This is a genomic window from Ruegeria sp. CH8, assembly GCF_056536985.1.
This window is the reverse complement of sequence record NZ_JBQFQR010000002.1, coordinates 243,082-264,304: the sequence shown is the minus strand read 5'-3', so window position 1 is coordinate 264,304 and position 21,223 is coordinate 243,082. Positions and strand designations below refer to the sequence as shown.

The window sequence follows — 21,223 nt, the reverse complement described above, 5'->3', positions numbered from 1 at the left end:
ACACTTTGTCAGGCTCGCAGGAATTTGATGCAGATCAGAGTTGACGGCGCCGTTGTCCGGCAAAACCGCCCCATCAACAAACCCAAAGGCCATAATATGACCAAAACACTCGCCGCTTTGACGCTCTCCACCGCGCTTGTCGCGCTTTCCGCCCCCGCAATGGCCCAGAACAAAGGTGACTGGACCCTTGGTATTGGTGTTGGCTACCTTGATCCGAAATCCGACAATGGCACTGCCCTTGGCCTGGATGTCGATGTCGATGCGGACACTCGCCCGATCTTTACGGCTGAGTATTTCATCCAAGACAACCTGGGTATCGAACTGCTCGCTGCCACACCGTTTAAACATGACATTACCTTGGGCGGAAGCCTCGACATTGGTAGCGTCAAGCATCTGCCGCCCACCTTGTCTCTGAACTACCATTTCCCAACCAACAGCGTCTGGAAACCTTATGTTGGTGCGGGCTTGAACTACACCATCTTCTTCGATGAAGACTTGCCCGGGCTTGAAATCGAAAACTCCCTCGGTGTCGCCGTACAAGCTGGTTTGGACTACATGGTCACCGAAAACGGCGCCATCCGTCTGAACGTGCGCTGGTTCGATATCGACTCTGATGTCAAGCTGAACGGGACCAAGATCGGCGAGGCCGAGATCGACCCTTGGCTGGTTGGCGTATCCTACGTTCATCGCTTCTGATCCTTTGAAAGAACGCCCCGCGGCTCCCTCGTCTGCGGGGCGTTTTTCCGTCACAGCATTTCGCTCATTAGTTCCCGGCCGATCAGCATCCGGCGAATTTCGCTGGTTCCCGCACCGATCTCCATCAGCTTGGCATCTCGGAAAATCCGGCTGACCGCGGAATCCGACAGGAACCCGGCCCCACCCATCGCCTGCACCGCCTGATGCGCTTGTGTCATCGCCTGTTCCGAGGCGTAAAGACAGCACGCCGCCGCGTCCTGACGGGTCACGTCCCCCCTATCACAGGCCTTGGCAACCTCGTACACATAGGCGCGCGCGGAATTCATCGCGGTGTACATGTCTGCGATCTTGCCCTGCATCAGTTGAAAGCTGCCGATCGGCTTGCCGAATTGCTTGCGTTCGGCGAGATAGGGCATGATCTCATCCAGGCAGGCCGCCATGATGCCCGTTCCGATCCCGGCCAACACGACGCGTTCATAGTCCAGCCCCGACATCAGCACCGCCACGCCCTTGCCCTCTTCGCCCAGCACGTTTTCGAACGGCACTTCGACGTCTTCGAAAATCAATTCAGCCGTGTTCGATCCGCGCATCCCCAGCTTGTCGAAATGAGGCGAGGTCGAGAATCCCTTCATCTCTTTCTCGATCAGAAAGGCCGTGATTCCTTTTGATCCCGCCTCCGGGTCCGTCTTGGCATAGACGACCAAAGTATCCGCGTCCGGCCCGTTGGTGATCCAGTACTTGTTGCCGTTCAGCCGGTAATGATCGTTGCGCTTTTCCGCGCGCAGTTTCATCGACACCACGTCAGATCCCGCTGATGCCTCGGACATCGCCAAAGCACCCACATGATCGCCTGAGATCAGGCGCGGCAGATACTTCGCCTTCTGCTCATCGGTTCCATTCAGCTTGATCTGGTTGACGCACAGATTCGAATGCGCCCCGTAAGACAGCGAAACCGAGGCAGAGGCCCGCGCCACCTCCTCGACCGCAACAGTATGGGCCAGGTATGACATCCCCGCCCCGCCGTATTCCTCAGACACCGTGATCCCAAGCAACCCGAGATCACCCATCTCTTTCCACAACTCATTGGGAAAAGTGTTGGATTTGTCGACCTCGGCCGCCATCGGCCTGACCCGATCCTGCGCCCAGCGATGCACCATCTCACGCAGGGCATTCACGTCTTCGCCCAGATCAAATTGCATTGTGGCCGTGAACATACGCGATCTCCTCCTTCGCATAAATGAACACATGTTCAATAAACTGATATCAGCCGGATTGCATCTGGTCAACGACCCTGATCGACTCGACCACCCAAAATGCGGACAGCCGCCCCAAAGGGCGGCTGTCAAAAAGAGCGTGCACCGCAGGTGCACTCAATTGGATTAGGATTGATAGACCGCGCCAACCTCGGACCGGATGATGCGCGCAATCAGGTGGCAATCCTCCAACGAAAAAGTCAGTGGCACACGCATGTCTATAATACCGGCCAGAATGCGATCACTGGCTGGCATAGGCACACTGTCTGCATAGCGCCAACTGTCATAGCGGGACGTAAAACCGGTTGGCTCTGCTCTGCCAAACCATTTGAGCTCCACCCCACGCACGGCACAACGTCGGATCACCTCGGCAATGCGCTCCGGCGACCAGTCAAGCAACAGAAATTGGATCGACGACCCTACATAGGTTTCTTCCTCGGGGCGCTCGACAATGGTCAGGCCCGGCGTTCCGCACAATCCTGCCGCAATCTCATCGTATCGCTCATTCCAGCGCTGAACCTGCCGATCCAAATCCCTCAGTTGCGGACGCAGAATAGCAGCACGCAGGTTGTCCATGCGACCAGACACATTCGGAGTGGTATACTTGATGCGTTCAAACACCTCCGGTCCCGGCGCAGCCAAGTGGCGTTCATACAGCATGTAAGACCCCGATAGCATCGTCGCCTTGGCCGCCAATTCTTCGTCGTCGGTGATCAGCAAACCGCCCTCACCGGAATTGACGTGCTTGTAGGTCTGACAGGAATAACACCCGATTGCCCCCTGCCGACCGGAAAGCTGCCCGCGCCACTCTGCACCCATCGTATGGGCGCAATCCTCGATCACCATGACACCTGCGGCATCGCACATCTGCATCAGCCGATCCATGTCACACAGATGCCCGCGCATATGGCTGAGCATCAGCACCCGCGCCTGATCCAGCTTGGCCTCGAGATCGTCCAGATCAATGGTTAGGCTCTCGGTCACGCCCACAAAGATCGGGCGCGCACCGACCGAGGCAATCGCCCCTGGGACCGGTGCCAGCGTGAAGGCGTTCGTCAGCACCGGATCGCCGGGCTGCACCCCGACCGCCCGCAACGCCGTCGCCAGTGCATAGCCCCCAGACGACACCGCCAGACAGTATTTTGCCCCCATCTGCGCCGCGAATTCTTGCTCCAACAGAGCGGTCTCCCCCAGCTCTCCGTGGGCGACGTTGTAACGATGTAGTCGCCCGTGGCGCAGCACGGCCATCGCCGCCTCAATCGCCTCTTCGGGGATGGGTTCCTGCTGGGTGAAGCTGCCAGTAAATGTCTCGGTCATAAGCTTGTTCTGACGCTGCACGGGTCGAGGGTCAAGGGATCACGCCGCCGCACCGATCAGCTCTTCAACCACCGAATGCAGATCATCGAAGTGATGCAGCAAGGCTTCGGGCTCCAACGCGGCCATGTCATCGCCGGACGGGCCGAATGTTACCAGAACCGAGGGAACACCTGCCGCACGCGCCGTGTTACGGTCGGTATCGGAATCTCCGATCAGCACACACAGATCCGGATGCCCACCCGCCCGGCGCGCGGCTTCACGCAAAGGCTCCGGGTCCGGCTTGCGCACCGGAAGCGAGTCTGCGCCGATCAGAGAGGCAAACGCATCCCGCACCCCCATCTGGGTCAGCAACTGATGGGCCAGTGCCTCGGGCTTGTTGGTGCAGATGCCAACGCCATAACCGGCAGATCGCAAAACCTCGACCGCGTCCAGTGCGCCGGGATAGAACTGCGTATGGGTGTCGATGGCCTGCGAATACGCATCGAGCAGTGTCGGGTAATAGGCGTGGACAGTCTCTTCGTCATAAGCACCGACCCGCTTCAACCCATGCGTCAGCATCATCCGACCGCCCCGCAACGCAACCGCCGCGTCCTGCCCATCCACCAACACATCTCCGTGCCCCATCTGCCGAAAACAGTGGTTCGCCGCGGCCAGCAAATCACCAGACGTATCGGCCAGAGTTCCGTCCAGATCGAAGATTACCGTGCGCATTGTGCCTCCTGCCTCGGCGGGTTTTTGCCGTGTCGTGTTGCAAACGGCAATCTTGTTTGATGGCTGAACCGCTTGCGCCTTTGACCTCAGCGGATAAAACGGACGGCAACAAAACACAAAGAGAAATCGATTTCATGAGCATTGCCCTTGTCATCCTTGCCGCCGGAAAAGGCACCAGGATGCATTCGGATATCCCCAAAGTTCTGCACCCTATTGCCCAAACCCCCATGCTGGTTCACGCCATGCGCGCCGGGGCTAGCCTATTACCGGAACGCACTGTGATTGTAGCCGGGCACGGTGCGGAAGCAGTTGAGAAAGTCGCAATCGCAGAGGACGAATCCGCAATCGTTGTCCGCCAGGAAGAACAACTGGGCACCGCCCATGCTGTCATGCAGGCATGCGATGCTCTGTCCGATTTCGAAGGCAACGTCATCGTTTTGTATGGCGACACACCTTTTATCGAACCCGATACCCTACAACGCATGATCGAAGCCCGCGCTTCACACGATCTGGTGATGCTGGGGTTCGACATTGCCCAAGTGCAACCCCGGTACGGCCGTCTAATTATGGATGGTGACAAGTTGGTAAAGGTCGTCGAATATAAGGAAGCCGATGAAGAACAGCGGGCTATTCGCTTCACCAACAGCGGTCTGCTGACTTGTGATGCCAAGCTGTTGTTCGATCTTATTGACCAGGTCAGCAATGAAAATGCGTCAGGTGAATTTTATCTCACTGAAATTGTAGCCATAGCCAATGCAAGAGGCCTGACAGCAACTGCTATCAAATGCGACGAATCCGAAACTCTTGGCGTGGACTCGCGGGCTGATCTGGCTGCAGCGGATGCCGAATTTCAGAGCCGCGCCCGCGCCAATCTTTTGGAGCTTGGTGTCACACTTATGGCCCCCGAAACCGTTTATCTGGCAGCCGACACTGTCATTGGTAGAGATACGGTAATTGAACCCAATGTTGTCTTTGGCCCCGGCGTTACAATCGAAAGCGGCGCAACGATCCGGTCTTTTTCTTATTTTGAAGACTGCCACGTCAGTCGCGGTGCGATCGTAGGTCCCTTTGCCCGCCTGCGCCCCGGTGCCGAACTGGGTGAAAACACGCGCATAGGGAATTTTGTCGAGATCAAAAACTCAGAAATCGGCGAAGGTGCCAAGGTCAATCATCTCAGCTATGTCGGTGATGCCTCGGTAGGTGCAACCTCGAATATTGGCGCAGGCACAATTACCTGCAATTACGACGGCGTATTGAAGCACCGTACGGTCATTGGAGAGAATGTCTTTGTTGGATCAAATACCTTGATGGTGGCACCAGTTTCTCTGGGCAATGGTGCGATGACGGCGGCGGGAACTGTTGTGACGCGCGACGTTGAACCCAATGCATTGGCCATGGGTCGTGCACGGCAAGAGAACAAGCCGGGTTATGCAAAAAAATTGGTTGAAATGTTGAAGGCGAAAAAAGCGCGCAAAGATAAAGGAGCTTAATTCATGTGTGGTATTGTAGGTGTACTGGGACAGCATGAAGCCGCCCCAATTCTGGTCGAGGCTTTGAAACGACTGGAATATCGCGGGTATGACAGCGCTGGCATCGCGACCATTGACAATGGTGCTCTAGGGCGACGCCGGGCCGTAGGCAAACTGGTGAATCTAAGCGATCTTCTGGTACATAACCCGCTGCGCGGAAAGTCCGGGATCGGGCACACTCGTTGGGCAACCCACGGCGCACCCTCGGTCACGAACGCACACCCTCACAAAGCTGGCCCTGTGGCAGTCGTACATAACGGCATCGTCGAGAATTACCGCGAGTTGCGGGCGGAACTAGCTGAACACGGCGTTGATTTCGTTACTGAAACGGACACCGAAACCGTGGCTTTGATGGCCGAGCACTACCTTAACAGTGGATTTTCAGCTGTAGACGCAGCTTTTAAGACAATCGACCGCCTCCAGGGCGCCTTTGCGCTTGCCTTTCTTTTCGATGGGCAGGACGACCTGATTGTTGCTGCCCGCAAAGGCTCACCTCTCGCCATCGGGCATGGGGATGGCGAAATGTTCGTGGGCTCGGACGCGATTGCTCTGGCACCGCTGACCGACCGCATAACCTATCTTGAAGAAGGCGACCGGGCGGTGCTGACCCGCACATCGCTGGAAATCCGCAACGAGGCCGGAGAGTTGGCCAACCGCGAAACCCGCAAAATCAAACTGGATCAGACGCGGGCCGACAAGGGCGGTCACAAGCACTTCATGGCCAAGGAGATTGCCGAGCAACCCGTGGTGGTGGCCGAAGCGATCCGGTCCTACCTGCCCACCGGTGCGAGCAAAGTCGTCCTGCCCGGTGAGTTGGACTTCGCCAAGCTTGACCGCCTGACCATGGTTGCCTGTGGCACCGCCTTTTATGCCTGTCTGACCGCAAAATACTGGTTCGAACAACTGGCTAAGATTCCCGTCGAAGTCGATATCGCCAGCGAGTTCCGCTATCGCGAACCTCCGATCCCCGACCGCACGGCAGCATTGTTCGTCAGCCAGTCGGGCGAAACCGCGGATACGCTGGCCGCTCTGCGCTATTGCGAAGGCAAAGCTGACAAAATCGTATCAGTTGTCAATGTTCCTGAAAGCTCGATCGCGCGGGAAAGCGATCTGGCTCTGCCGATCCACGCTGGGGTTGAGATCGGTGTGGCTTCGACTAAGGCCTTCACCTGCCAGCTGAGCGTTTTGCTGATGCTGGCACTCAAGGCCGCAGCGGACCGGGGAACCATGACCGACGAAGAACTGGCTGATCACTCAGCTGCGCTGCGCGGGCTGCCGACGGCCCTCAACGCTGCGCTAGATCAGAACCGGGCCATCAAGAAATCCGCCCAACGCCTGTCTGAGGCGCGCGACGTGCTGTTTCTGGGCCGCGGCCTGATGTACCCGCTGGCCATGGAAGGCGCGCTGAAACTCAAGGAAATCAGCTATATCCACGCCGAAGGTTATGCATCAGGCGAACTAAAACACGGCCCCATAGCCTTGATCGACAAGCATATGCCCGTGATCGTCATGGCCCCACGCGATGCGGTTTTCGACAAGACCGTTTCGAACATGCAAGAGGTGATGGCACGCAAGGGCAAGGTCATTCTGATCTCGGACGATGAAGGCATTGCCGACGCCAAAGACGGTGTTTGGAGCACGATCCGAATGCCCCACATCCACGCAAGCCTTGCCCCGATCCTTTATTCGGTTCCAGCGCAGTTGCTGGCCTATCATACGGCGGTGGCCAAGGGCACGGATGTGGACCAGCCACGCAATCTGGCGAAATCCGTCACGGTGGAGTGAAGCATGGCCAAGCAATTCCCGGAACTGGATGAAACCCAGCGCAAGTTCATCGCAGATCAGCACATCTTTTTCGTCGGCACCGCAGCGCTTGACGGGCGGGTGAACATCTCACCCAAGGGGATGGATTCGCTGCGTGTTCTGGGGTCGAACCGGATTGTCTGGATGAACCTGACCGGCAGCGGCAATGAAACCGCCGGGCACTTGCTGGAAACCAATCGCATGACGCTGATGTGGTGCTCCTTCACCATCCGCCCTCTGATCCTGCGCACCTATGGAACCGCGCGCACCTTGCACGTGGGGGACGCGGGCTGGGATGAGCTGGCCGATCTATTCCCAGACCACCGCAGCGCGCGGCAGATCTATGATCTGCAGATCGATCTGGTTCAGACTTCTTGCGGCTATGCGGTGCCATTCATGGAGTATCAGTCCGATCGGGACACTATGCAGAAATGGGTGGACGGCAAGTCGGACGACGATATCCGCGCCTATTGGGTGGAAAAGAATCAGCAGACCATCGACGGCAAACCGACCCGCGCCGAATAGTTCGATGCTTGACGCCTATCTCGATCAGATCAAGGCCCATGCGGATGCCGAGCGCGCCGAGCAGATGGCGGCCTATCACAAGGCAGATCGTCCTTATCTGGGCGTCGGAAACCCGGTGCTGAATGACCTCACCAAAGCGTGGCGTCAGGAACTGGACGTGGCTGCGCGCGTGGAACTTGCAGATGCACTCTGGCAGACCAACATCCACGAGGGCCGTCTGGCCGCCGCCAAACTTCTGACGCAGGCCCGCATTCGCCCAGATGACGCGGTCTGGGAGCTTTTGCAAAGCTGGCTGCCTGATTTCGATGCCTGGGCGGTGGCCGATCACGCCTGCATGGCTATGCAGAAACGCCTGTCAGCCGATCCGTCCCGGCTGGATCAGGTCGAACTCTGGACGACGTCCGATCACATGTGGACGCGGCGCGCGGCACTGGTGGCCACACTACCGTGGACGAAGCAGAACCACCCCAAACCCGACGATCTGGCGCGGCGCGACCGTATCCTTGGCTGGGCGGCGGGCTATGTCCCTGACCGTGATTGGTTCATCCAGAAGGCCATTGCATGGTGGCTGCGTGAATTGTCGAAACACGACCCGGATCGCGTGATTGCCTTTCTGGCCTCACATGGCGAGGTAATGAAACCATTTGCTCGCCGCGAGGCCGGAAAGTTCCTGAAAGATCAGTTGGAATAGACCTCAAGCTCAACCAACTCATCGAACGGCAGCAACAAGGCCCGCATCGCGTCCAGTGACAACCTGCTGCCGCCACCCTCCGGCCCCGGCGCGGGAACCAGCGTGATATAGGCCTGCGACCCGGTCTTCGGGACGACCACGCGGCCGGTGAACTCGGTATCGACCAGCGGCGTTTGCAGCCAACGGCCCGGCGTCGTCGGGTCACCCAACCCGGCAATGGTGGTCTTTGCCCCGACCCAACCGGCGGCAGTGGCCGGCAAGGGTTCCGGCTCAACTGATGTTTCGACCACAACCTCTTCGGCCTCAGCGGATTTTTCTTCACCCCCGAAAACACGGTCTGTCGTAGATCGCACGGTGTCGCATCCCGCGACCAGAACGCACAAAGTCAAAAGCTCATATCTCATGCCGACAGCCTACCGCCCTGCGCGCATCTGTACCAGCGCAAAGGAAACTTCGCCCTTGTCGCAGACATGTCCCGGCTTTACCTATATCGCATGACTGCTCCGCTTATCGACCCGTTCGCCCGTGCGATTACCTATCTCCGCGTCTCCGTCACGGACCGCTGCGATTTCCGCTGTGTGTACTGCATGTCCGAGGACATGAAGTTCCTGCCGAAGAAAGACCTGCTGACGCTGGAAGAGCTGGACCGGATGTGCACCACCTTCGTGAAAATGGGTGTTGAGAAACTGCGCATCACCGGTGGCGAACCCCTTGTACGCCGCAATATCATGACTTTTTTCAATAGCATGACCCGGCATCTGGACAGCGGCGCGTTGAAAGAACTGACGCTGACCACCAATGGGTCACAGCTGCACCGCTTTGCCGAGGATCTCTATGCAGCGGGCGTGCGGCGGGTGAATATCTCGCTGGATACGCTGGACGAAGACAAATTTGCCCAGATCACCCGCTGGGGTCGCTTGAAGCAGGTGTTGAACGGTATCGACGCGGCGCAAAAGGCCGGGTTGCGGATCAAGATCAACGCGGTGGCTCTGAAGGGCTTCAACGAAGAAGAACTGCCCGCCATCACGAAATGGTGTGCCGAACGTGACATGGATCTGACTTGGATCGAGGTCATGCCCATGGGCGATATCGGCAACGAGGATCGGTTGGACCAATACTGGTCACTGAAAGACGTGCGCAAGGAATACGAAAACCACTATTCCGTGACCGATCTGGCCGAACGCACCGGTGGCCCAGCGCGCTATGTACGGCTGGAGGAGACCGGCCAAAAAATCGGTTTCATCACGCCGCTGTCGCATAACTTCTGCGAAAGCTGCAACCGCGTGCGCCTGACCTGCACCGGTGAGTTGTTCATGTGCCTCGGCCAAGAGGATATGGCCGACTTGCGCGGAGCTCTGCGTGATCATCCCGACACCGAGCAACCGCTTGAGGATGCGATCCGCGCCGCGATCACCCTCAAGCCCAAGGGCCACGATTTCGACTATTCCCGTCAGGCGGTTGATGGCCAGATGAGCCGTCACATGAGCCACACAGGCGGCTGACGTGCCGGATCAACCGGGTCGGTCGACGCTGCTCTATCACCTGTATTGCGGCCTGACCTCTGTTGCAGGCCCACTGGTCTGGCGCACGGTGCGAAAAAAGCTGCGGGCCGCCGATGTTCCCGCAATCCGACAGCAAGAACGCCTGGGCCACGCCAGCCTGCCCCGCCCCGACGGGCGTCTGATCTGGTTCCACGCGGCCAGTGTCGGCGAAACCTTGTCGGTGATCAGCCTGATCAAACGGCTAGGTGAGCGTCTACCCGATGCCGAGTTTCTGATCACCTCGGGCACGCCCACTTCGGCCGCACTGATCGAAAAACGTATGCCGCCCCGCGCGCGCCACCAATACCCGCCCCTTGATATGCCCGGCCCTGTCCGGCGCTTTCTGGATCATTGGCGCCCCGATGCCGGTATCTTTGTCGAAAGCGAAATCTGGCCGCGCCTGATCGTCGAAGGCGCGACACGCGGCATCCCTTTGGCCCTGCTGAACGCGCGACTATCGGACAAATCCGTCGAGGGCTGGAAGAAACGCCACGAAACGGCCCGCTTCATTCTCGACCATTTCCGCTTGTTCCTGACCCAGAATGACAAGACCGCAGCAAACCTGATCGACATGGGCGCACGCGCGGAACGCGTTCAGCCCGGCACGAACCTCAAGGCAATGTCCGACCCGCTGCCCGTGGATGAACCCACGCTATCGGACATCCGCGCACAGATCGGGGACCGCCCCGTCTGGATCGCAAGTTCCACCCATGCGGGGGAAGAGGGGATCGTTCTGGCCGCCCATGCGGAACTACTCAAACGCTGGCCCGATCTGCTGTTGCTTCTGATTCCGCGCCACCCCGAGCGCCGCAACGACGTGGCCGCGCTGATTGAGCAAGCTGGACAAAACACAGCGCTCCGATCAGCCGGAGATCAGATCACCGAGGAAACGCAAGTCTACGTAGCTGACACTCTGGGCGAGACCGGCACATGGTACGCTCTCTGCCCTATCGTGTTTCTGGGCGGATCCCTGAAAGAGATCGGCGGTCACAACCCGTTCGAGCCTGCCCAAGCCGGAGCCGCCGTGATCACCGGCCCGGGCTATTTCAACTTTGCTGAAACCTTTGCGCCCCTCATCGAAACCGGAGGAGCGCTGCAAGTCCAATCCGTCACAGACCTAGCCGCCGCCGTAGCAACCTGGCTGTCGGACCAAAACGCCTTGGATACGGCACGCAACGCTGCAAAGTCCTGCGTAAACACTCAAAAATCCGCTTTGGATGCAATCGTCGAAACGCTCTGCACCCAACTCAGCCTGTCTGACCGGGATCCATCTTCATCTGGCTAAAAATATCCCGGGGGTTCGGGGGCAGAGCCCCCGTCCTGCCCTTCAAGCAGCAGGCATCCGCTGTTCCACGATCCCGGCCCACCAACTGCACCCGGCCGGAATAGCCTCATCGTTGAAATTGTATTCAGGGTGATGCACCGCCGCCGTGTCGCCATTGCCGACCAGAATATACGCCCCCGGGCGCTCCTCGAGCATGAAGGCAAAATCCTCGCCCCCCATGATCAACGGTGCCTCATCACAGTTACCCGATACGGACCGCGCGACATCTGCGGCGAAATCGGTCTGCTCATCGCTGTTCACCATCACCGGATAGCCTCGGTAATATGTCACCTCCGCAGCCCCACCAAAGGTCGCGGCCACACCGTTGCAGATTTCTTTTATGCGCTTTTCAGCCAGATCGCGCATCTCTCGGCTCATCGTGCGAACAGTCCCTTTCAAATGCACCGTTTGCGGGATCACGTTGAAGGCGGTGGACGAGGTCTCAAACGACGTCACTGAAACCACAACCTGATCCACCGGATCTGCATTGCGCGCGGCAACCGTCTGCAGCGCCAGCACCGCCTGTGCGGCCATCACTGTGGTATCGACAGTCTCATGAGGCTTGGCTGCGTGACCACCCTTGCCTTCGAAGGTAATGTCGAACTGATCGGTGGCAGCAAAAAACGCGCCCGGACGAATGGCAAAACTGCCCACGGGCCGACCGGGCCAGTTATGCATACCGTAAACTTCCTGAATGCCCCAGCGGTCCATCATGCCATCTTCACACATCTCACGACCACCGCCGCCGCCCTCTTCCGCTGGCTGGAAGATTACCACAACCGTCCCATCGAAATTCCGCGTCTCCGAGAGGTATTTCGCCGCCCCCAGCAACATCGCCGTATGCCCATCATGGCCACAAGCGTGCATCGCACCCTCGGTCTTTGAGGCATAGTCCAGCCCCGTCGCCTCAAGGATCGGCAGCGCATCCATATCCGCCCGCAATCCGATCACCTTGCCGCTGGTATCAACCTTGCCCTTGATGACACCGACAACACCGGTGCGGCCAATGCCCGTTACAACCTCGTCACAGCCGAACTCCTTCAGCTTGTCTGCGACCAGCGCACTTGTGCGATGCGTTTCAAACAGGATTTCGGGGTTTGCATGAATGTCGCGGCGCCATTCGGTGATTTCGCCCTGCAACTCGGCGAAGCGATTTTTGATCGGCATGGTCATCTCCCATTTTGTTCTTGTGACCGAGGTTCACCCCGGCGTGCATTTTTGGCGTCAATCCAAAGGCGCAGGCCGCAGCGCGCCTGCTAAGAGGACAATCAGAATGGCCAAAGGCAGCAAAGCCGTGAACGCCAGTCGTAATGTAAGCATCTCTGCCAGAAACCCAATAAGCGGCGGGCCAATCAGCAGCCCTCCGTAACCGAGTGTCGCCACACTGGCGATGGCCTGCCCAGGCGGTACGTGCGGATCACTGGCGGCCCGGCTAAAGGCCAGCGGCATGATTACGGCATAACCAACGCCCATCAGGGCAAAGCCTGCTAGCGCCAGCCCAGAGCTCGCCGCCGACACAACGCCAAACACACCCAACGCCGCGCAAACGCCTCCGAAACGGGCGGTGGCAACGGGGCCAAAGCGCGCAATGACAAAGCCCCCGGCCAACCGGAATGCCACCATTGTCACCGAAAACACAGCATACCCAAGGGCTGCGACGCTTTCCGCCGCTCCGGTCACATCGCGCAGGAAAATCGCGCTCCAATCTGCCACGGCGCCTTCACCCAGCGCCCCACACAGGGCGGTAAAGCCCACAAGGATCAGCGCGCCAGAGGGCAAGGCAAAAACAGCGCCCCCGTGGTGCGTTGCCTTGCGGGACGACCAGCGTACCCAGGACAGGGCCAGCGCCAGAGCCACAACGACACCACCGGCCAGCAAGAAGTGCTGCATCACCGTCAGCCCCATCTGCACCGCACCATATCCGCTGAGCGCGCCCAGCCCGGCCCCAAGGCTCCACATCGCGTGGAACGAGGACATGACGGGCTTGCGGTAGGCCTGTTCCACCTCGGCAGCCCAGGCGTTCATCGCCACGTCCATCGAGCCATGAAAGGCCCCGAAAACAAACAGGAACGTCGCCAGCGTCCAGAACCCACCCGCCATGGCCAGCAGGATCAGCGACAGCGTATAGAGAACCGCAATGACCCGCGTCAGCGCAACGGCACCAAACCGGTCGGTTAACCGCCCTGTCACCGGAAAGGAACACACTGCCCCCGCGGCCATAAACAACAGGCCATAGCCCAGCGCCTCATGCGTCAGGTCCAATCGGTCGCGCACGGCGGGGATACGAGACGCCCAGATGCCGAAAAGCGCACCGTTGAGGATGAACATGGCAGCCACGGCCCGCCACGCGGCCACAAGTCCGATCACCGGGTTTCCTTCGCAGACAGCGTCACTCGCCCCTGTTCTACAGGCTGCGTGCAGATTGGCAAATGCAGATCATTCCAGCCGTTTGCGGATTTGTCGGACCGCGAGCCAAACCGCCAGAACTACCGGGATCGTCACCGCGGCAGTCAACATCCCCTTACTGATCCCAGCTTTGGTCAACGGGTACAGCACATAACTGGCCAGCGAGACCGCATAATAACTGATTGCCACGACCGAGAGCCCCTCGACCGTGTGCTGCAAACGCAGAGCCAGATCGGCGCGGCGATCCATGCTTTCCAACAGCGCCTGATTCTGCGCGCTACGTTCCACGTCTACCCGCGTTCGCAACAGTTCCCCGGCCCGAATGGCCCGGTCGGACAGTGCCTGCAGGCGACGTTCCGTGGCCTTCACTGTGCGCATGGCAGGATCGTAACGGCGCATCATGAAATCGGCAAAGCTCTGACGCCCCTCGAACCTCTCTTCCCTAAGCACCTCGATCCGCTGGTTCACAATCGCTTCATATGCACCCGTAGCCCCAAAACGGAACGAGCACTGGGCCGAGAGGGTTTCAAGCTCGGTCGAGGTAGACAGAAGATCGGGCAGCAATTGATCCGGATGGGCCGAGTTGTCGGTCATCTGCCCCATCAACCCGGTTAGCCTGCTGTCCAACTCGCCGATGCGGGGCGTCAGTTGTTTGACCCGCGCGAACCCCAGCATTGACATCGCCTTGTAGGTCTCGATCTCACACAGGCGCTGAATAATACGCCCGGTCCTGCGCCGCCCAGAACCCTTGGTCACAAACAGCGCAAACCGCATGTGACCAGCCGGATCGATGCGGAAGTCGCAAGCGCAAATAGCCGCGTCGTCCAGAACGCGCGCCACAGCCAGGCTTTCGGGCTCGAACCAATCCGCCAAAGCCGCCTGAACCGAGTCATCCTCTCGCCGTTCGACCACTCGGATCATCGCCGAGGTCACTCTCTGGCCGGGGCTGGCCATCAACCAATCAGGCGGAAACACCTCGAAATCAGCCGGGTTAAAAGGCCGGTCACTGACGTTTTGCGTGATCGCGGTGTAGGTCACGAACTCGGTATGCTGTTCCCATTTCAACCAATGGCGACCGATCTGTCCTGCGTAGTGAGTGGCCTGAGGTTGAGGGTGTTGCGCGCCATGCCGATCCAACAGGTTGATCAGATGGGCCAGATCCTCATCCCGATCCCGTGCTGCCGCGGCCTCGGGCTTTTTGATTGCCAGAAAGGCCACGGTGCACGGCGTTCCTGCGACTGGAAAAGGGCGCGCGTGCAGCTCATTGGCCAAAGCATAGCGCAGGGGATGGTCGTCGATGGGCGTCATACAGGGCTCCGATTCATCCCGGCACTATACGGGACATCGGAAATACATCAATTCTCTTTTTATTTCATATACTTACATGAATACAAAAGTATACACTTCTGCTATGTCATTGATTTGGCTGCCACAGCTCGATCGGATTGCCCTCAGGGTCGTGAATGCGGGCGAACTTTCCAACCTCACTGTCCCATTCCTCTCGGGTTTCAACCGTGATCCCGGCGGCCTGCAATTGTGTGATCATGGCGACCAGATCATCGACACGGAAATTGATCATCCATTGTTGCTCGGCTCGTCCAAAATACTCGGTATCCTGCGCGAATGGGGCAAAAACCGTGTACCCCTCACGCTGTTTCCAGGGCACCGGGTCGTAGTGATTGACGCCAAGGTGCGTTTCGTACCACTTGCTCAACGCCTCAGGATCACGGGCGCGAAAAAACACGCCGCCTATGCCGTTCACTTTCTCCATAATTCACCTCCTGCACCCACAGCCTACAGCAAAACGAAAAAAGGCGCCCGGGTGGGGCGCCTTTGATGTTGGTTGCAGCCTTGATCAGTCGATCATCGGTAGCAGCTTGTCCAGCGATTGCTTGGCATCGCCGTAGAACATGCGGGTGTTCTCTTTGAAGAACAGCGGGTTTTCGATGCCCGAATACCCGGTGCCCTGACCACGTTTCGATACAAACACCTGCTTGGCCTTCCAGCATTCCAGAACCGGCATGCCGGCGATGGGGCTGTTGGGGTCTTCCTGTGCTGCAGGGTTCACGATGTCGTTCGACCCGATCACGATAGCCACATCCGTATCCGGGAAGTCGTCGTTGATCTCGTCCATTTCCAGAACAATGTCGTACGGCACCTTCGCCTCGGCCAGCAGCACGTTCATGTGACCCGGCAGACGACCGGCAACAGGGTGGATCGCAAAGCGCACCTCTTTGCCCTTGGCACGCAGTTTGCGGACCAGTTCACTGACCGATTGCTGTGCCTGCGCCACCGCCATGCCGTAGCCCGGGATGATGATCACGCTGTCGGCGTCGTTCAAAGCTGCGGCAACGCCGTCGGCGTCGATGGCAACCTGCTCACCTTCCACGGCCATCTGCTCACCCTGTGGGCCACCAAAGCCGCCCAGGATCACGCTGACAAAGTGACGGTTCATCGCTTTACACATGATGTAGGACAGGATGGCACCGGACGAGCCCACCAGCGCACCAACCACGATCAGCAGGTCGTTGCCCAGCGAGAAGCCGATAGCCGCCGCGGCCCAGCCCGAGTAGCTGTTCAGCATCGACACAACCACCGGCATGTCGGCACCACCGATGCCCATGATCAGGTGATAACCGATGAAAAGCGCGGCCAGCGTCATCAGGAACAGCGGGAAGAAGCCGCCCGATGCGGTGTACCAGATCAGGCAAATCAGCGAGAGACCAGCCGCCGCTGCATTCAGCGCATGGCCGCCCGGCAGCTTGGTCGCCGCCGAGGTCACCTTACCGGCCAGCTTGCCATAAGCCACGACCGACCCGGTAAAGGTAATCGCACCGATGAAGATGCCCAGGAACAGTTCGACATGCAGGATCGCCAGTTCGGCGGATGTCTTCTTGGCGATCAGCTTGGCGAAAGCGCCCAGATCGCTCAGGTTCGCCTCTTTCGCGCTGTCGGCAATAGCCATGACCTGCGCCACGTTGCCGATTTCAAAATGTGCGTTGAAGCCCACGAATACAGCCGCCAGACCGACCAGCGAGTGCATCGCGGCCACAAGCTGCGGCATCTCGGTCATCTGCACGCGTTGCGCAACATATTGACCGATCAGACCGCCGCCGATGATCAGCAGCAGCGACAGCAGCCACAGGCCCGAACCCGGACCAACCAGCGTGGCAAAGACCGCCAGCGCCATACCGACGATGCCATACCAGACCGCACGCTTGGCGCTTTCCTGGTTCGACAGACCGCCGAGCGAAAGGATGAACAGAACAGCCGCAACAACATAGGCGGCAGTAGTGAAGCCAAATTCCATGTGCCCGGCCTCCTTAAGATTTCTGGAACATGGCGAGCATGCGCCGGGTTACGAGGAAGCCGCCGAAGATGTTGATCCCGGCCATGAAGACAGACAGCGCCGCCAGCAGAATGACCAGGAACGATCCCGACCCGATCTGCATCAAAGCCCCAACGATAATGATCGACGAGATCGCGTTGGTGATCGCCATCAGCGGAGTGTGCAAGCTGTGCGAGACGTTCCAGATCACCTGGAAGCCCACAAAGATCGCCAGCACGAAAACGATGAAGTGCTGCATGAAGCTAGCCGGAGCGATCAGCCCCACCAACAGCATCAGCGCGCCACCTACACCCAGCAGGGTGAACTGCTGCTTGGTCTGCGCTTTGAAGGCCGCGATTTCTTGCGCCTTTTTCTCTTCTGGGGTCAGTTCTTTGACTTCCGGTTTTTTCTGCGCCGCGATTGCCTGCACTTTCGGCGGCGGCGGCGGGAAGGTGATCTCGCCCTCATGGGTCACGGTCGCGCCGCGGATCACGTCATCTTCCATGTCGTGATTGATCTGACCATCTTTGTCTGGGGTCAGGTCAGTCATCATGTGGCGGATGTTGGTCGCGTACAAAGACGAAGACTGCGCCGCCATCCGGCTGGGGAAGTCGGTATAGCCGATGATGGTCACGCCATTGTCGGTCACGATCTTCTCATCAGGTACGGTCAGCTTGCAGTTGCCGCCTTTTTCCGCCGCAAGATCCACGATGACCGAGCCGGGCTTCATGCTTTCGACCATGTCCTTGGTCCAAAGCTCGGGCGCTTCGCGGTTGGGGATCAGCGCGGTGGTGATGACGATGTCCATCTCGGGCGCCAATTCACGGAACTTGGCCAGCTGCGCATTGCGGAATTCTTCGGACTGAACCGAGGCGTAACCGCCGGTCGCTGCGCCATCCTGCTGGTCTTCTTCAAAGTCCAGATAGACGAACTCAGCCCCCATGGATTCGACCTGCTCGGCCACCTCCGGGCGCACGTCGAAGGCGTAGGTGATCGCACCCAGCGAAGTCGAGGTCCCGATCGCTGCCAGGCCAGCCACACCGGCGCCGACGATCAACACCTTGGCGGGCGGCACCTTACCGGCCGCCGTCACCTGACCCGTGAAGAACCGACCAAAGTTATTACCTGCCTCGATCACCGCGCGGTAACCGGCGATGTTGGCCATCGAGGACAGAGCGTCCATCTTCTGGGCACGCGAAATCCGCGGCACCATCTCCATCGCGATGACGTTTGCACCCTTGGACTTCGCCAGTTCCATCCCTTCTTCATTGCCCGCCGGGTTGAAGAATGAAATCAAGGTCTTGCCTTTGGTCAGACGCTTCAGCTCGGTCTCAGTCGGGATCCGAACTTTGGCGATGATGTCAGAGTTTTTCCACAGCGACGCAGCGGTTTTTACGATCTCGACGCCTGCGGCCTCATAGGCCTCGTCCGAGAAGCCAGCAGCAGCACCAGCCCCTTTTTCGATGGCGCATTCATAGCCCAGTTTCTGCAACTGCACGGCCGAATCCGGGGTCATCGCGACCCGGTTTTCACCGTCCAGTATTTCCTTTGGTGTGCCTATCTTCACTGGCAGTCCCCCTAATTCTCACTCGATCCGAGCGCGTGGTCGGTTATGTTCGTTCAGCAAACATGTATCCTGCGCAACATTATTTCGCAAGCGCAGCAATCGTTACGTGGTGTCATGATCTTGGCCATTCTAAATCCACCGGCGAGTCTTACGTTCGTACCGGGCGAAATCCGCGCGAAACGTACGGCGCAGGCGGTCTTCTTCCGGCAGGATGAAGCGGCGTTCCAACACCCATACGAAGACGGGAACCAAAACCAGAGACAGCACTGCATCAAACCGCAGAACCAGACCGGCCAGGATCAGAACATCACCCACGTAGATCGGGTTGCGACTGCGGGTGTAGATGCCTGATTGCACCAGCGACGAAGGCGTTTCGTGTGGAATGACCGTTGTTTTGTGGCGGCGAAATTCGACAATTGCCAGCACCGCAAACAGGATACCGCCCCCGATCAGGATGCCGCTCAGCAGGTCTGTCAGGCTGCTGTCCAAGGACAGCCCCAGTGAAAAATGGCGCGCCTGAAGCCAGGCCAGCAAAGCAAACCCAACAAGCCAGACAGGCGGTATGTCGATCCGGCGCATGTTCCTTCCCCGCAGTTGACGAAACGTAAAGCTGTGTCGCTTCTGGGCGCTTTCCTATCGCTTTCGGAACAGATTGGCAAAAGCTCAGTATGTCGCATCAATGGACAGGCAATTGCGGATCGGATAGGCCGAAGACAACCACCGCACCGTGACACAAACGGATGAGCTCCAGATGACCGATTTTGCCGCGACCAAAGCCATGTTCGATTTGCCCGAGGGCGTCATTTACCTTGACGGTAACTCGTTGGGTCCGCTACCACGCGCCGCCAGCGACCGGGTGAATGACATGCTGGTAAAGGAATGGGGTCAGATGCTGATCACCGGCTGGAACAAGGCCGGGTGGATGGCGCTGCCGACCGGGTTGGGCGACCGTATCGGTCGGTTGATCGGCGCAGAGCCCGGCACGGTCGTGACCGGCGACACGCTGTCGATCAAAGTGTATCAAGCCGTGGCCTCGGCCCTGGAACTGTGCCCGGATCGCAAGGTCGTACTGTCGGACAGTGGCAACTTCCCGTCCGACCTGTATATGGTGGATGGCCTGTTGCGCTCGCTTGGGCCGGATTACGAGTTGCGGGTTGTCGCACCCGAGGACGTGGCCGCTCACATCACCGAAGACGTAGCCGTCCTGATGCTGACTGAGGTCGATTACCGCAGCGGCCGGATGCACGGCATGAAAGCGCTGACCGAACTGGCCCATGCCAACGGGACGGTGACCGTCTGGGATCTGGCCCATTCCGCAGGCGCAATTCCGGTGGACTTGTCCGGTTGTAATGTCGATTTCGCCGTCGGCTGCACGTACAAGTACCTTAACGGAGGCCCCGGCGCGCCTGCCTTCATCTACATAGCCCCGCGTTTGGCGGACCGCGTACGCCCCGCCCTGTCCGGCTGGTTGGGGCACGAAGCCCCCTTCGCCTTTGATCTGGACTATCGCCCCGGCAGCGGGATCGAGCGGATGCGGGTCGGAACCCCTCCGATCATCCAAATGACCGCTTTTTCAGCAGCAATGGATATCTGGGACATGGCCGACATGGCGGATGTGCGCGCCAAGTCTATCGACCTGACCGAGTTGTTCATCGCCCGCGTCGAAGCCTCCTGCCCCGAGCTGGAACTGGCCAGCCCGCGCGACCCGAACCAGCGTGGCAGTCAGGTGTCTTTTCGTTTCCCCGACGGATACGCCGCCATGCAGGCCTTGATTGCCCGCGGCGTGATCGGAGATTTTCGCGCACCCGATATCATGCGGTTTGGCTTCACGCCGCTTTATATAGACGAACAGGATGTGGAACGCGCCGTCGAAATCCTGACTGACATCATGCAGAACCGTTTGTGGGACGCACCGGAATACAAGGTGCGCCAGCGGGTTACTTGACCTCCAACCCCGCTCCGATCAGCGCCGCAACCTGCGCGACTTGCTGTTCATAGACTTCAGCCCCCGCGCCGATCAGCTTGAGCCCCTTGAGCGTTGCGGTAATCGTGCGCCCGGTCTCAGCCGCATCGGCCAACAGACGCACCCGTCCAGCTTGCGCCTGTTGCGTCAACCAATCGGCATAAAGGCCCGCCAGCCTCGCCTCACCTTCCGAGATGATCTCGACCGCCATGGACTTGGTATTGTCCAGAATCTCAAGCCCATGAGGCGAAGCCAAAATCGCCGCCATCCCCTCGGTCTGGGCCTGTATCGCGCGGGTTAAAACCTCGGGCACCGATCCCGGTGTCGCCAGAGCCTCGGCGACTGCCACGCTTTTTTCAGCGTAGTAAAATTCGGTCAGTTTGCTGACGATCGCCTCTTTGTTCTTAAAGTGCAGATACACAGCTGGCCGGGACATTCCCGCCCCGCGCGCTATGTCATCCATTGAGGTTTTTCGAAATCCATAAGTGGCAAAGGCCTGGAAAGCGGAGTTCAGGATCGCCTTTTGCCGTGAATCGTCAACTGTTTCCGTCATGCCTGAAGTGGTGACA

At 58.9% G+C, this 21,223-nt stretch carries 20 protein-coding genes; 8 read left to right on the top strand and 12 right to left on the bottom strand.

Translation table 11 applies throughout. The features are described from left to right. Positions 1-96: 96 nt before the first annotated feature. Complete coding sequence (locus ACR0ER_RS03370; RefSeq protein WP_480767783.1) at positions 97-696, top strand: OmpW/AlkL family protein; 600 nt, start codon at positions 97-99, stop codon at positions 694-696. Positions 697-746: 50 nt separating this feature from the next. Here the strand turns inward: ACR0ER_RS03370 and ACR0ER_RS03365 are convergent, their stop codons facing one another. From ACR0ER_RS03365 to ACR0ER_RS03355, 3 genes are all read right to left on the bottom strand, one after another. Then, the gene (locus ACR0ER_RS03365) at positions 747-1,910 is read right to left on the bottom strand and encodes an isovaleryl-CoA dehydrogenase (RefSeq protein ID WP_480767721.1); all 1,164 of its coding nucleotides are present in this window, start codon (positions 1,908-1,910) and stop codon (positions 747-749) included. Positions 1,911-2,075: 165 nt separating this feature from the next. Next, the gene (locus tag ACR0ER_RS03360) at positions 2,076-3,266 is read right to left on the bottom strand and encodes a DegT/DnrJ/EryC1/StrS family aminotransferase (protein ID WP_480767720.1); all 1,191 of its coding nucleotides are present in this window, start codon (positions 3,264-3,266) and stop codon (positions 2,076-2,078) included. A 39-nt stretch (positions 3,267-3,305) separates the two neighbouring features. Continuing rightward, a complete protein-coding gene (locus ACR0ER_RS03355; protein ID WP_480767719.1) occupies positions 3,306-3,977 on the bottom strand; it encodes an HAD-IA family hydrolase in 672 nt (223 codons plus the stop codon). 134 nt (positions 3,978-4,111) lie between these two features. On the opposite strand from ACR0ER_RS03355, the gene glmU reads away from it, so the two are divergent. From glmU to ACR0ER_RS03335, 4 genes are read left to right on the top strand one after another with little or no spacing between them, the layout of a single operon-like run. Continuing rightward, complete coding sequence (glmU, locus tag ACR0ER_RS03350; protein ID WP_480767718.1) at positions 4,112-5,467, top strand: bifunctional UDP-N-acetylglucosamine diphosphorylase/glucosamine-1-phosphate N-acetyltransferase GlmU; 1,356 nt, start codon at positions 4,112-4,114, stop codon at positions 5,465-5,467. A gap of 3 nt (positions 5,468-5,470) precedes the next feature. Beyond that, positions 5,471-7,291 (top strand): glutamine--fructose-6-phosphate transaminase (isomerizing), encoded by a 1,821-nt coding sequence (glmS, locus tag ACR0ER_RS03345; protein ID WP_480767717.1) that lies wholly within the window; start codon positions 5,471-5,473, stop codon positions 7,289-7,291. A 3-nt stretch (positions 7,292-7,294) separates the two neighbouring features. Then, positions 7,295-7,834, top strand: coding sequence for a pyridoxamine 5'-phosphate oxidase family protein (locus ACR0ER_RS03340; protein ID WP_480767716.1), 540 nt, complete (start codon positions 7,295-7,297; stop codon positions 7,832-7,834). Between the two features lie 4 nt (positions 7,835-7,838). After that, a complete protein-coding gene (locus ACR0ER_RS03335; protein WP_480767715.1) occupies positions 7,839-8,525 on the top strand; it encodes a DNA alkylation repair protein in 687 nt (228 codons plus the stop codon). On the opposite strand, the gene ACR0ER_RS03330 is transcribed toward ACR0ER_RS03335, so the two are convergent. Next, positions 8,513-8,929 carry a hypothetical protein gene (locus ACR0ER_RS03330; RefSeq protein ID WP_480767714.1) on the bottom strand — a complete coding sequence of 139 codons (417 nt, stop codon included), beginning with the start codon at positions 8,927-8,929 and terminating at the stop codon, positions 8,513-8,515. The two genes, ACR0ER_RS03335 and ACR0ER_RS03330, sit on opposite strands and share 13 nt — an antisense overlap. A gap of 90 nt (positions 8,930-9,019) precedes the next feature. Here ACR0ER_RS03330 and moaA point away from each other — a divergent pair, with 90 nt between their 5' ends. Next, on the top strand, positions 9,020-10,027 hold the full coding sequence (gene moaA / locus ACR0ER_RS03325; RefSeq protein ID WP_480767782.1) for a GTP 3',8-cyclase MoaA: 1,008 nt from the start codon (positions 9,020-9,022) through the stop codon (positions 10,025-10,027). Between the two features lies 1 nt (position 10,028). Beyond that, the gene (locus tag ACR0ER_RS03320) at positions 10,029-11,351 is read left to right on the top strand and encodes a 3-deoxy-D-manno-octulosonic acid transferase (RefSeq protein WP_480767713.1); all 1,323 of its coding nucleotides are present in this window, start codon (positions 10,029-10,031) and stop codon (positions 11,349-11,351) included. 42 nt (positions 11,352-11,393) lie between these two features. Here the strand turns inward: ACR0ER_RS03320 and ACR0ER_RS03315 are convergent, their stop codons facing one another. From ACR0ER_RS03315 to ACR0ER_RS03285, 7 genes are all read right to left on the bottom strand, one after another. After that, positions 11,394-12,557 (bottom strand): M20 aminoacylase family protein, encoded by a 1,164-nt coding sequence (locus ACR0ER_RS03315; RefSeq protein WP_480767712.1) that lies wholly within the window; start codon positions 12,555-12,557, stop codon positions 11,394-11,396. Positions 12,558-12,614: 57 nt separating this feature from the next. Next, on the bottom strand, positions 12,615-13,757 hold the full coding sequence (locus ACR0ER_RS03310; RefSeq protein ID WP_480767711.1) for an MFS transporter: 1,143 nt from the start codon (positions 13,755-13,757) through the stop codon (positions 12,615-12,617). Positions 13,758-13,826: 69 nt separating this feature from the next. Next, a complete protein-coding gene (locus ACR0ER_RS03305) occupies positions 13,827-15,104 on the bottom strand; it encodes a DUF3422 family protein (RefSeq protein WP_480767710.1) in 1,278 nt (425 codons plus the stop codon). 106 nt (positions 15,105-15,210) lie between these two features. After that, entirely contained in the window at positions 15,211-15,567 is a 357-nt protein-coding gene (locus ACR0ER_RS03300; RefSeq protein ID WP_480767709.1) for a VOC family protein, read from the bottom strand. Positions 15,568-15,651: 84 nt separating this feature from the next. Next, positions 15,652-17,106, bottom strand: a complete 1,455-nt coding sequence (locus ACR0ER_RS03295; protein ID WP_480767708.1) for an NAD(P)(+) transhydrogenase (Re/Si-specific) subunit beta — start codon at positions 17,104-17,106, stop codon at positions 15,652-15,654. Between the two features lie 13 nt (positions 17,107-17,119). After that, entirely contained in the window at positions 17,120-18,691 is a 1,572-nt protein-coding gene (locus tag ACR0ER_RS03290) for a Re/Si-specific NAD(P)(+) transhydrogenase subunit alpha (protein ID WP_480767707.1), read from the bottom strand. A 129-nt stretch (positions 18,692-18,820) separates the two neighbouring features. Next, the gene (locus ACR0ER_RS03285; RefSeq protein ID WP_480767706.1) at positions 18,821-19,270 is read right to left on the bottom strand and encodes a methyltransferase family protein; all 450 of its coding nucleotides are present in this window, start codon (positions 19,268-19,270) and stop codon (positions 18,821-18,823) included. A gap of 172 nt (positions 19,271-19,442) precedes the next feature. Here ACR0ER_RS03285 and kynU point away from each other — a divergent pair, with 172 nt between their 5' ends. Further along, the gene (kynU, locus tag ACR0ER_RS03280) at positions 19,443-20,636 is read left to right on the top strand and encodes a kynureninase (protein ID WP_480767705.1); all 1,194 of its coding nucleotides are present in this window, start codon (positions 19,443-19,445) and stop codon (positions 20,634-20,636) included. Here kynU and ACR0ER_RS03275 read toward each other — a convergent pair. Then, the gene (locus ACR0ER_RS03275; RefSeq protein ID WP_480767704.1) at positions 20,629-21,207 is read right to left on the bottom strand and encodes a TetR/AcrR family transcriptional regulator; all 579 of its coding nucleotides are present in this window, start codon (positions 21,205-21,207) and stop codon (positions 20,629-20,631) included. The two genes, kynU and ACR0ER_RS03275, sit on opposite strands and share 8 nt — an antisense overlap. Positions 21,208-21,223 lie beyond the last annotated feature (16 nt).

What these genes read in the sequence shown, in the direction of transcription:
- ACR0ER_RS03370 (WP_480767783.1), top strand. Translation starts at nt 97, where the DNA reads ATGACCAAAACACTCGCCGCTTTGACGCTCTCCACCGCGCTTGTCGCG.
- ACR0ER_RS03365 (WP_480767721.1), bottom strand. Translation starts at nt 1,910, where the DNA reads ATGTTCACGGCCACAATGCAATTTGATCTGGGCGAAGACGTGAATGCC.
- ACR0ER_RS03360 (WP_480767720.1), bottom strand. Translation starts at nt 3,266, where the DNA reads ATGACCGAGACATTTACTGGCAGCTTCACCCAGCAGGAACCCATCCCC.
- ACR0ER_RS03355 (WP_480767719.1), bottom strand. Translation starts at nt 3,977, where the DNA reads ATGCGCACGGTAATCTTCGATCTGGACGGAACTCTGGCCGATACGTCT.
- glmU (WP_480767718.1), top strand. Translation starts at nt 4,112, where the DNA reads ATGAGCATTGCCCTTGTCATCCTTGCCGCCGGAAAAGGCACCAGGATG.
- glmS (WP_480767717.1), top strand. Translation starts at nt 5,471, where the DNA reads ATGTGTGGTATTGTAGGTGTACTGGGACAGCATGAAGCCGCCCCAATT.
- ACR0ER_RS03340 (WP_480767716.1), top strand. Translation starts at nt 7,295, where the DNA reads ATGGCCAAGCAATTCCCGGAACTGGATGAAACCCAGCGCAAGTTCATC.
- ACR0ER_RS03335 (WP_480767715.1), top strand. Translation starts at nt 7,839, where the DNA reads ATGCTTGACGCCTATCTCGATCAGATCAAGGCCCATGCGGATGCCGAG.
- ACR0ER_RS03330 (WP_480767714.1), bottom strand. Translation starts at nt 8,929, where the DNA reads ATGAGATATGAGCTTTTGACTTTGTGCGTTCTGGTCGCGGGATGCGAC.
- moaA (WP_480767782.1), top strand. Translation starts at nt 9,020, where the DNA reads ATGACTGCTCCGCTTATCGACCCGTTCGCCCGTGCGATTACCTATCTC.
- ACR0ER_RS03315 (WP_480767712.1), bottom strand. Translation starts at nt 12,557, where the DNA reads ATGCCGATCAAAAATCGCTTCGCCGAGTTGCAGGGCGAAATCACCGAA.
- ACR0ER_RS03305 (WP_480767710.1), bottom strand. Translation starts at nt 15,104, where the DNA reads ATGACGCCCATCGACGACCATCCCCTGCGCTATGCTTTGGCCAATGAG.
- ACR0ER_RS03300 (WP_480767709.1), bottom strand. Translation starts at nt 15,567, where the DNA reads ATGGAGAAAGTGAACGGCATAGGCGGCGTGTTTTTTCGCGCCCGTGAT.
- ACR0ER_RS03295 (WP_480767708.1), bottom strand. Translation starts at nt 17,106, where the DNA reads ATGGAATTTGGCTTCACTACTGCCGCCTATGTTGTTGCGGCTGTTCTG.
- ACR0ER_RS03285 (WP_480767706.1), bottom strand. Translation starts at nt 19,270, where the DNA reads ATGCGCCGGATCGACATACCGCCTGTCTGGCTTGTTGGGTTTGCTTTG.
- kynU (WP_480767705.1), top strand. Translation starts at nt 19,443, where the DNA reads ATGACCGATTTTGCCGCGACCAAAGCCATGTTCGATTTGCCCGAGGGC.
- ACR0ER_RS03275 (WP_480767704.1), bottom strand. Translation starts at nt 21,207, where the DNA reads ATGACGGAAACAGTTGACGATTCACGGCAAAAGGCGATCCTGAACTCC.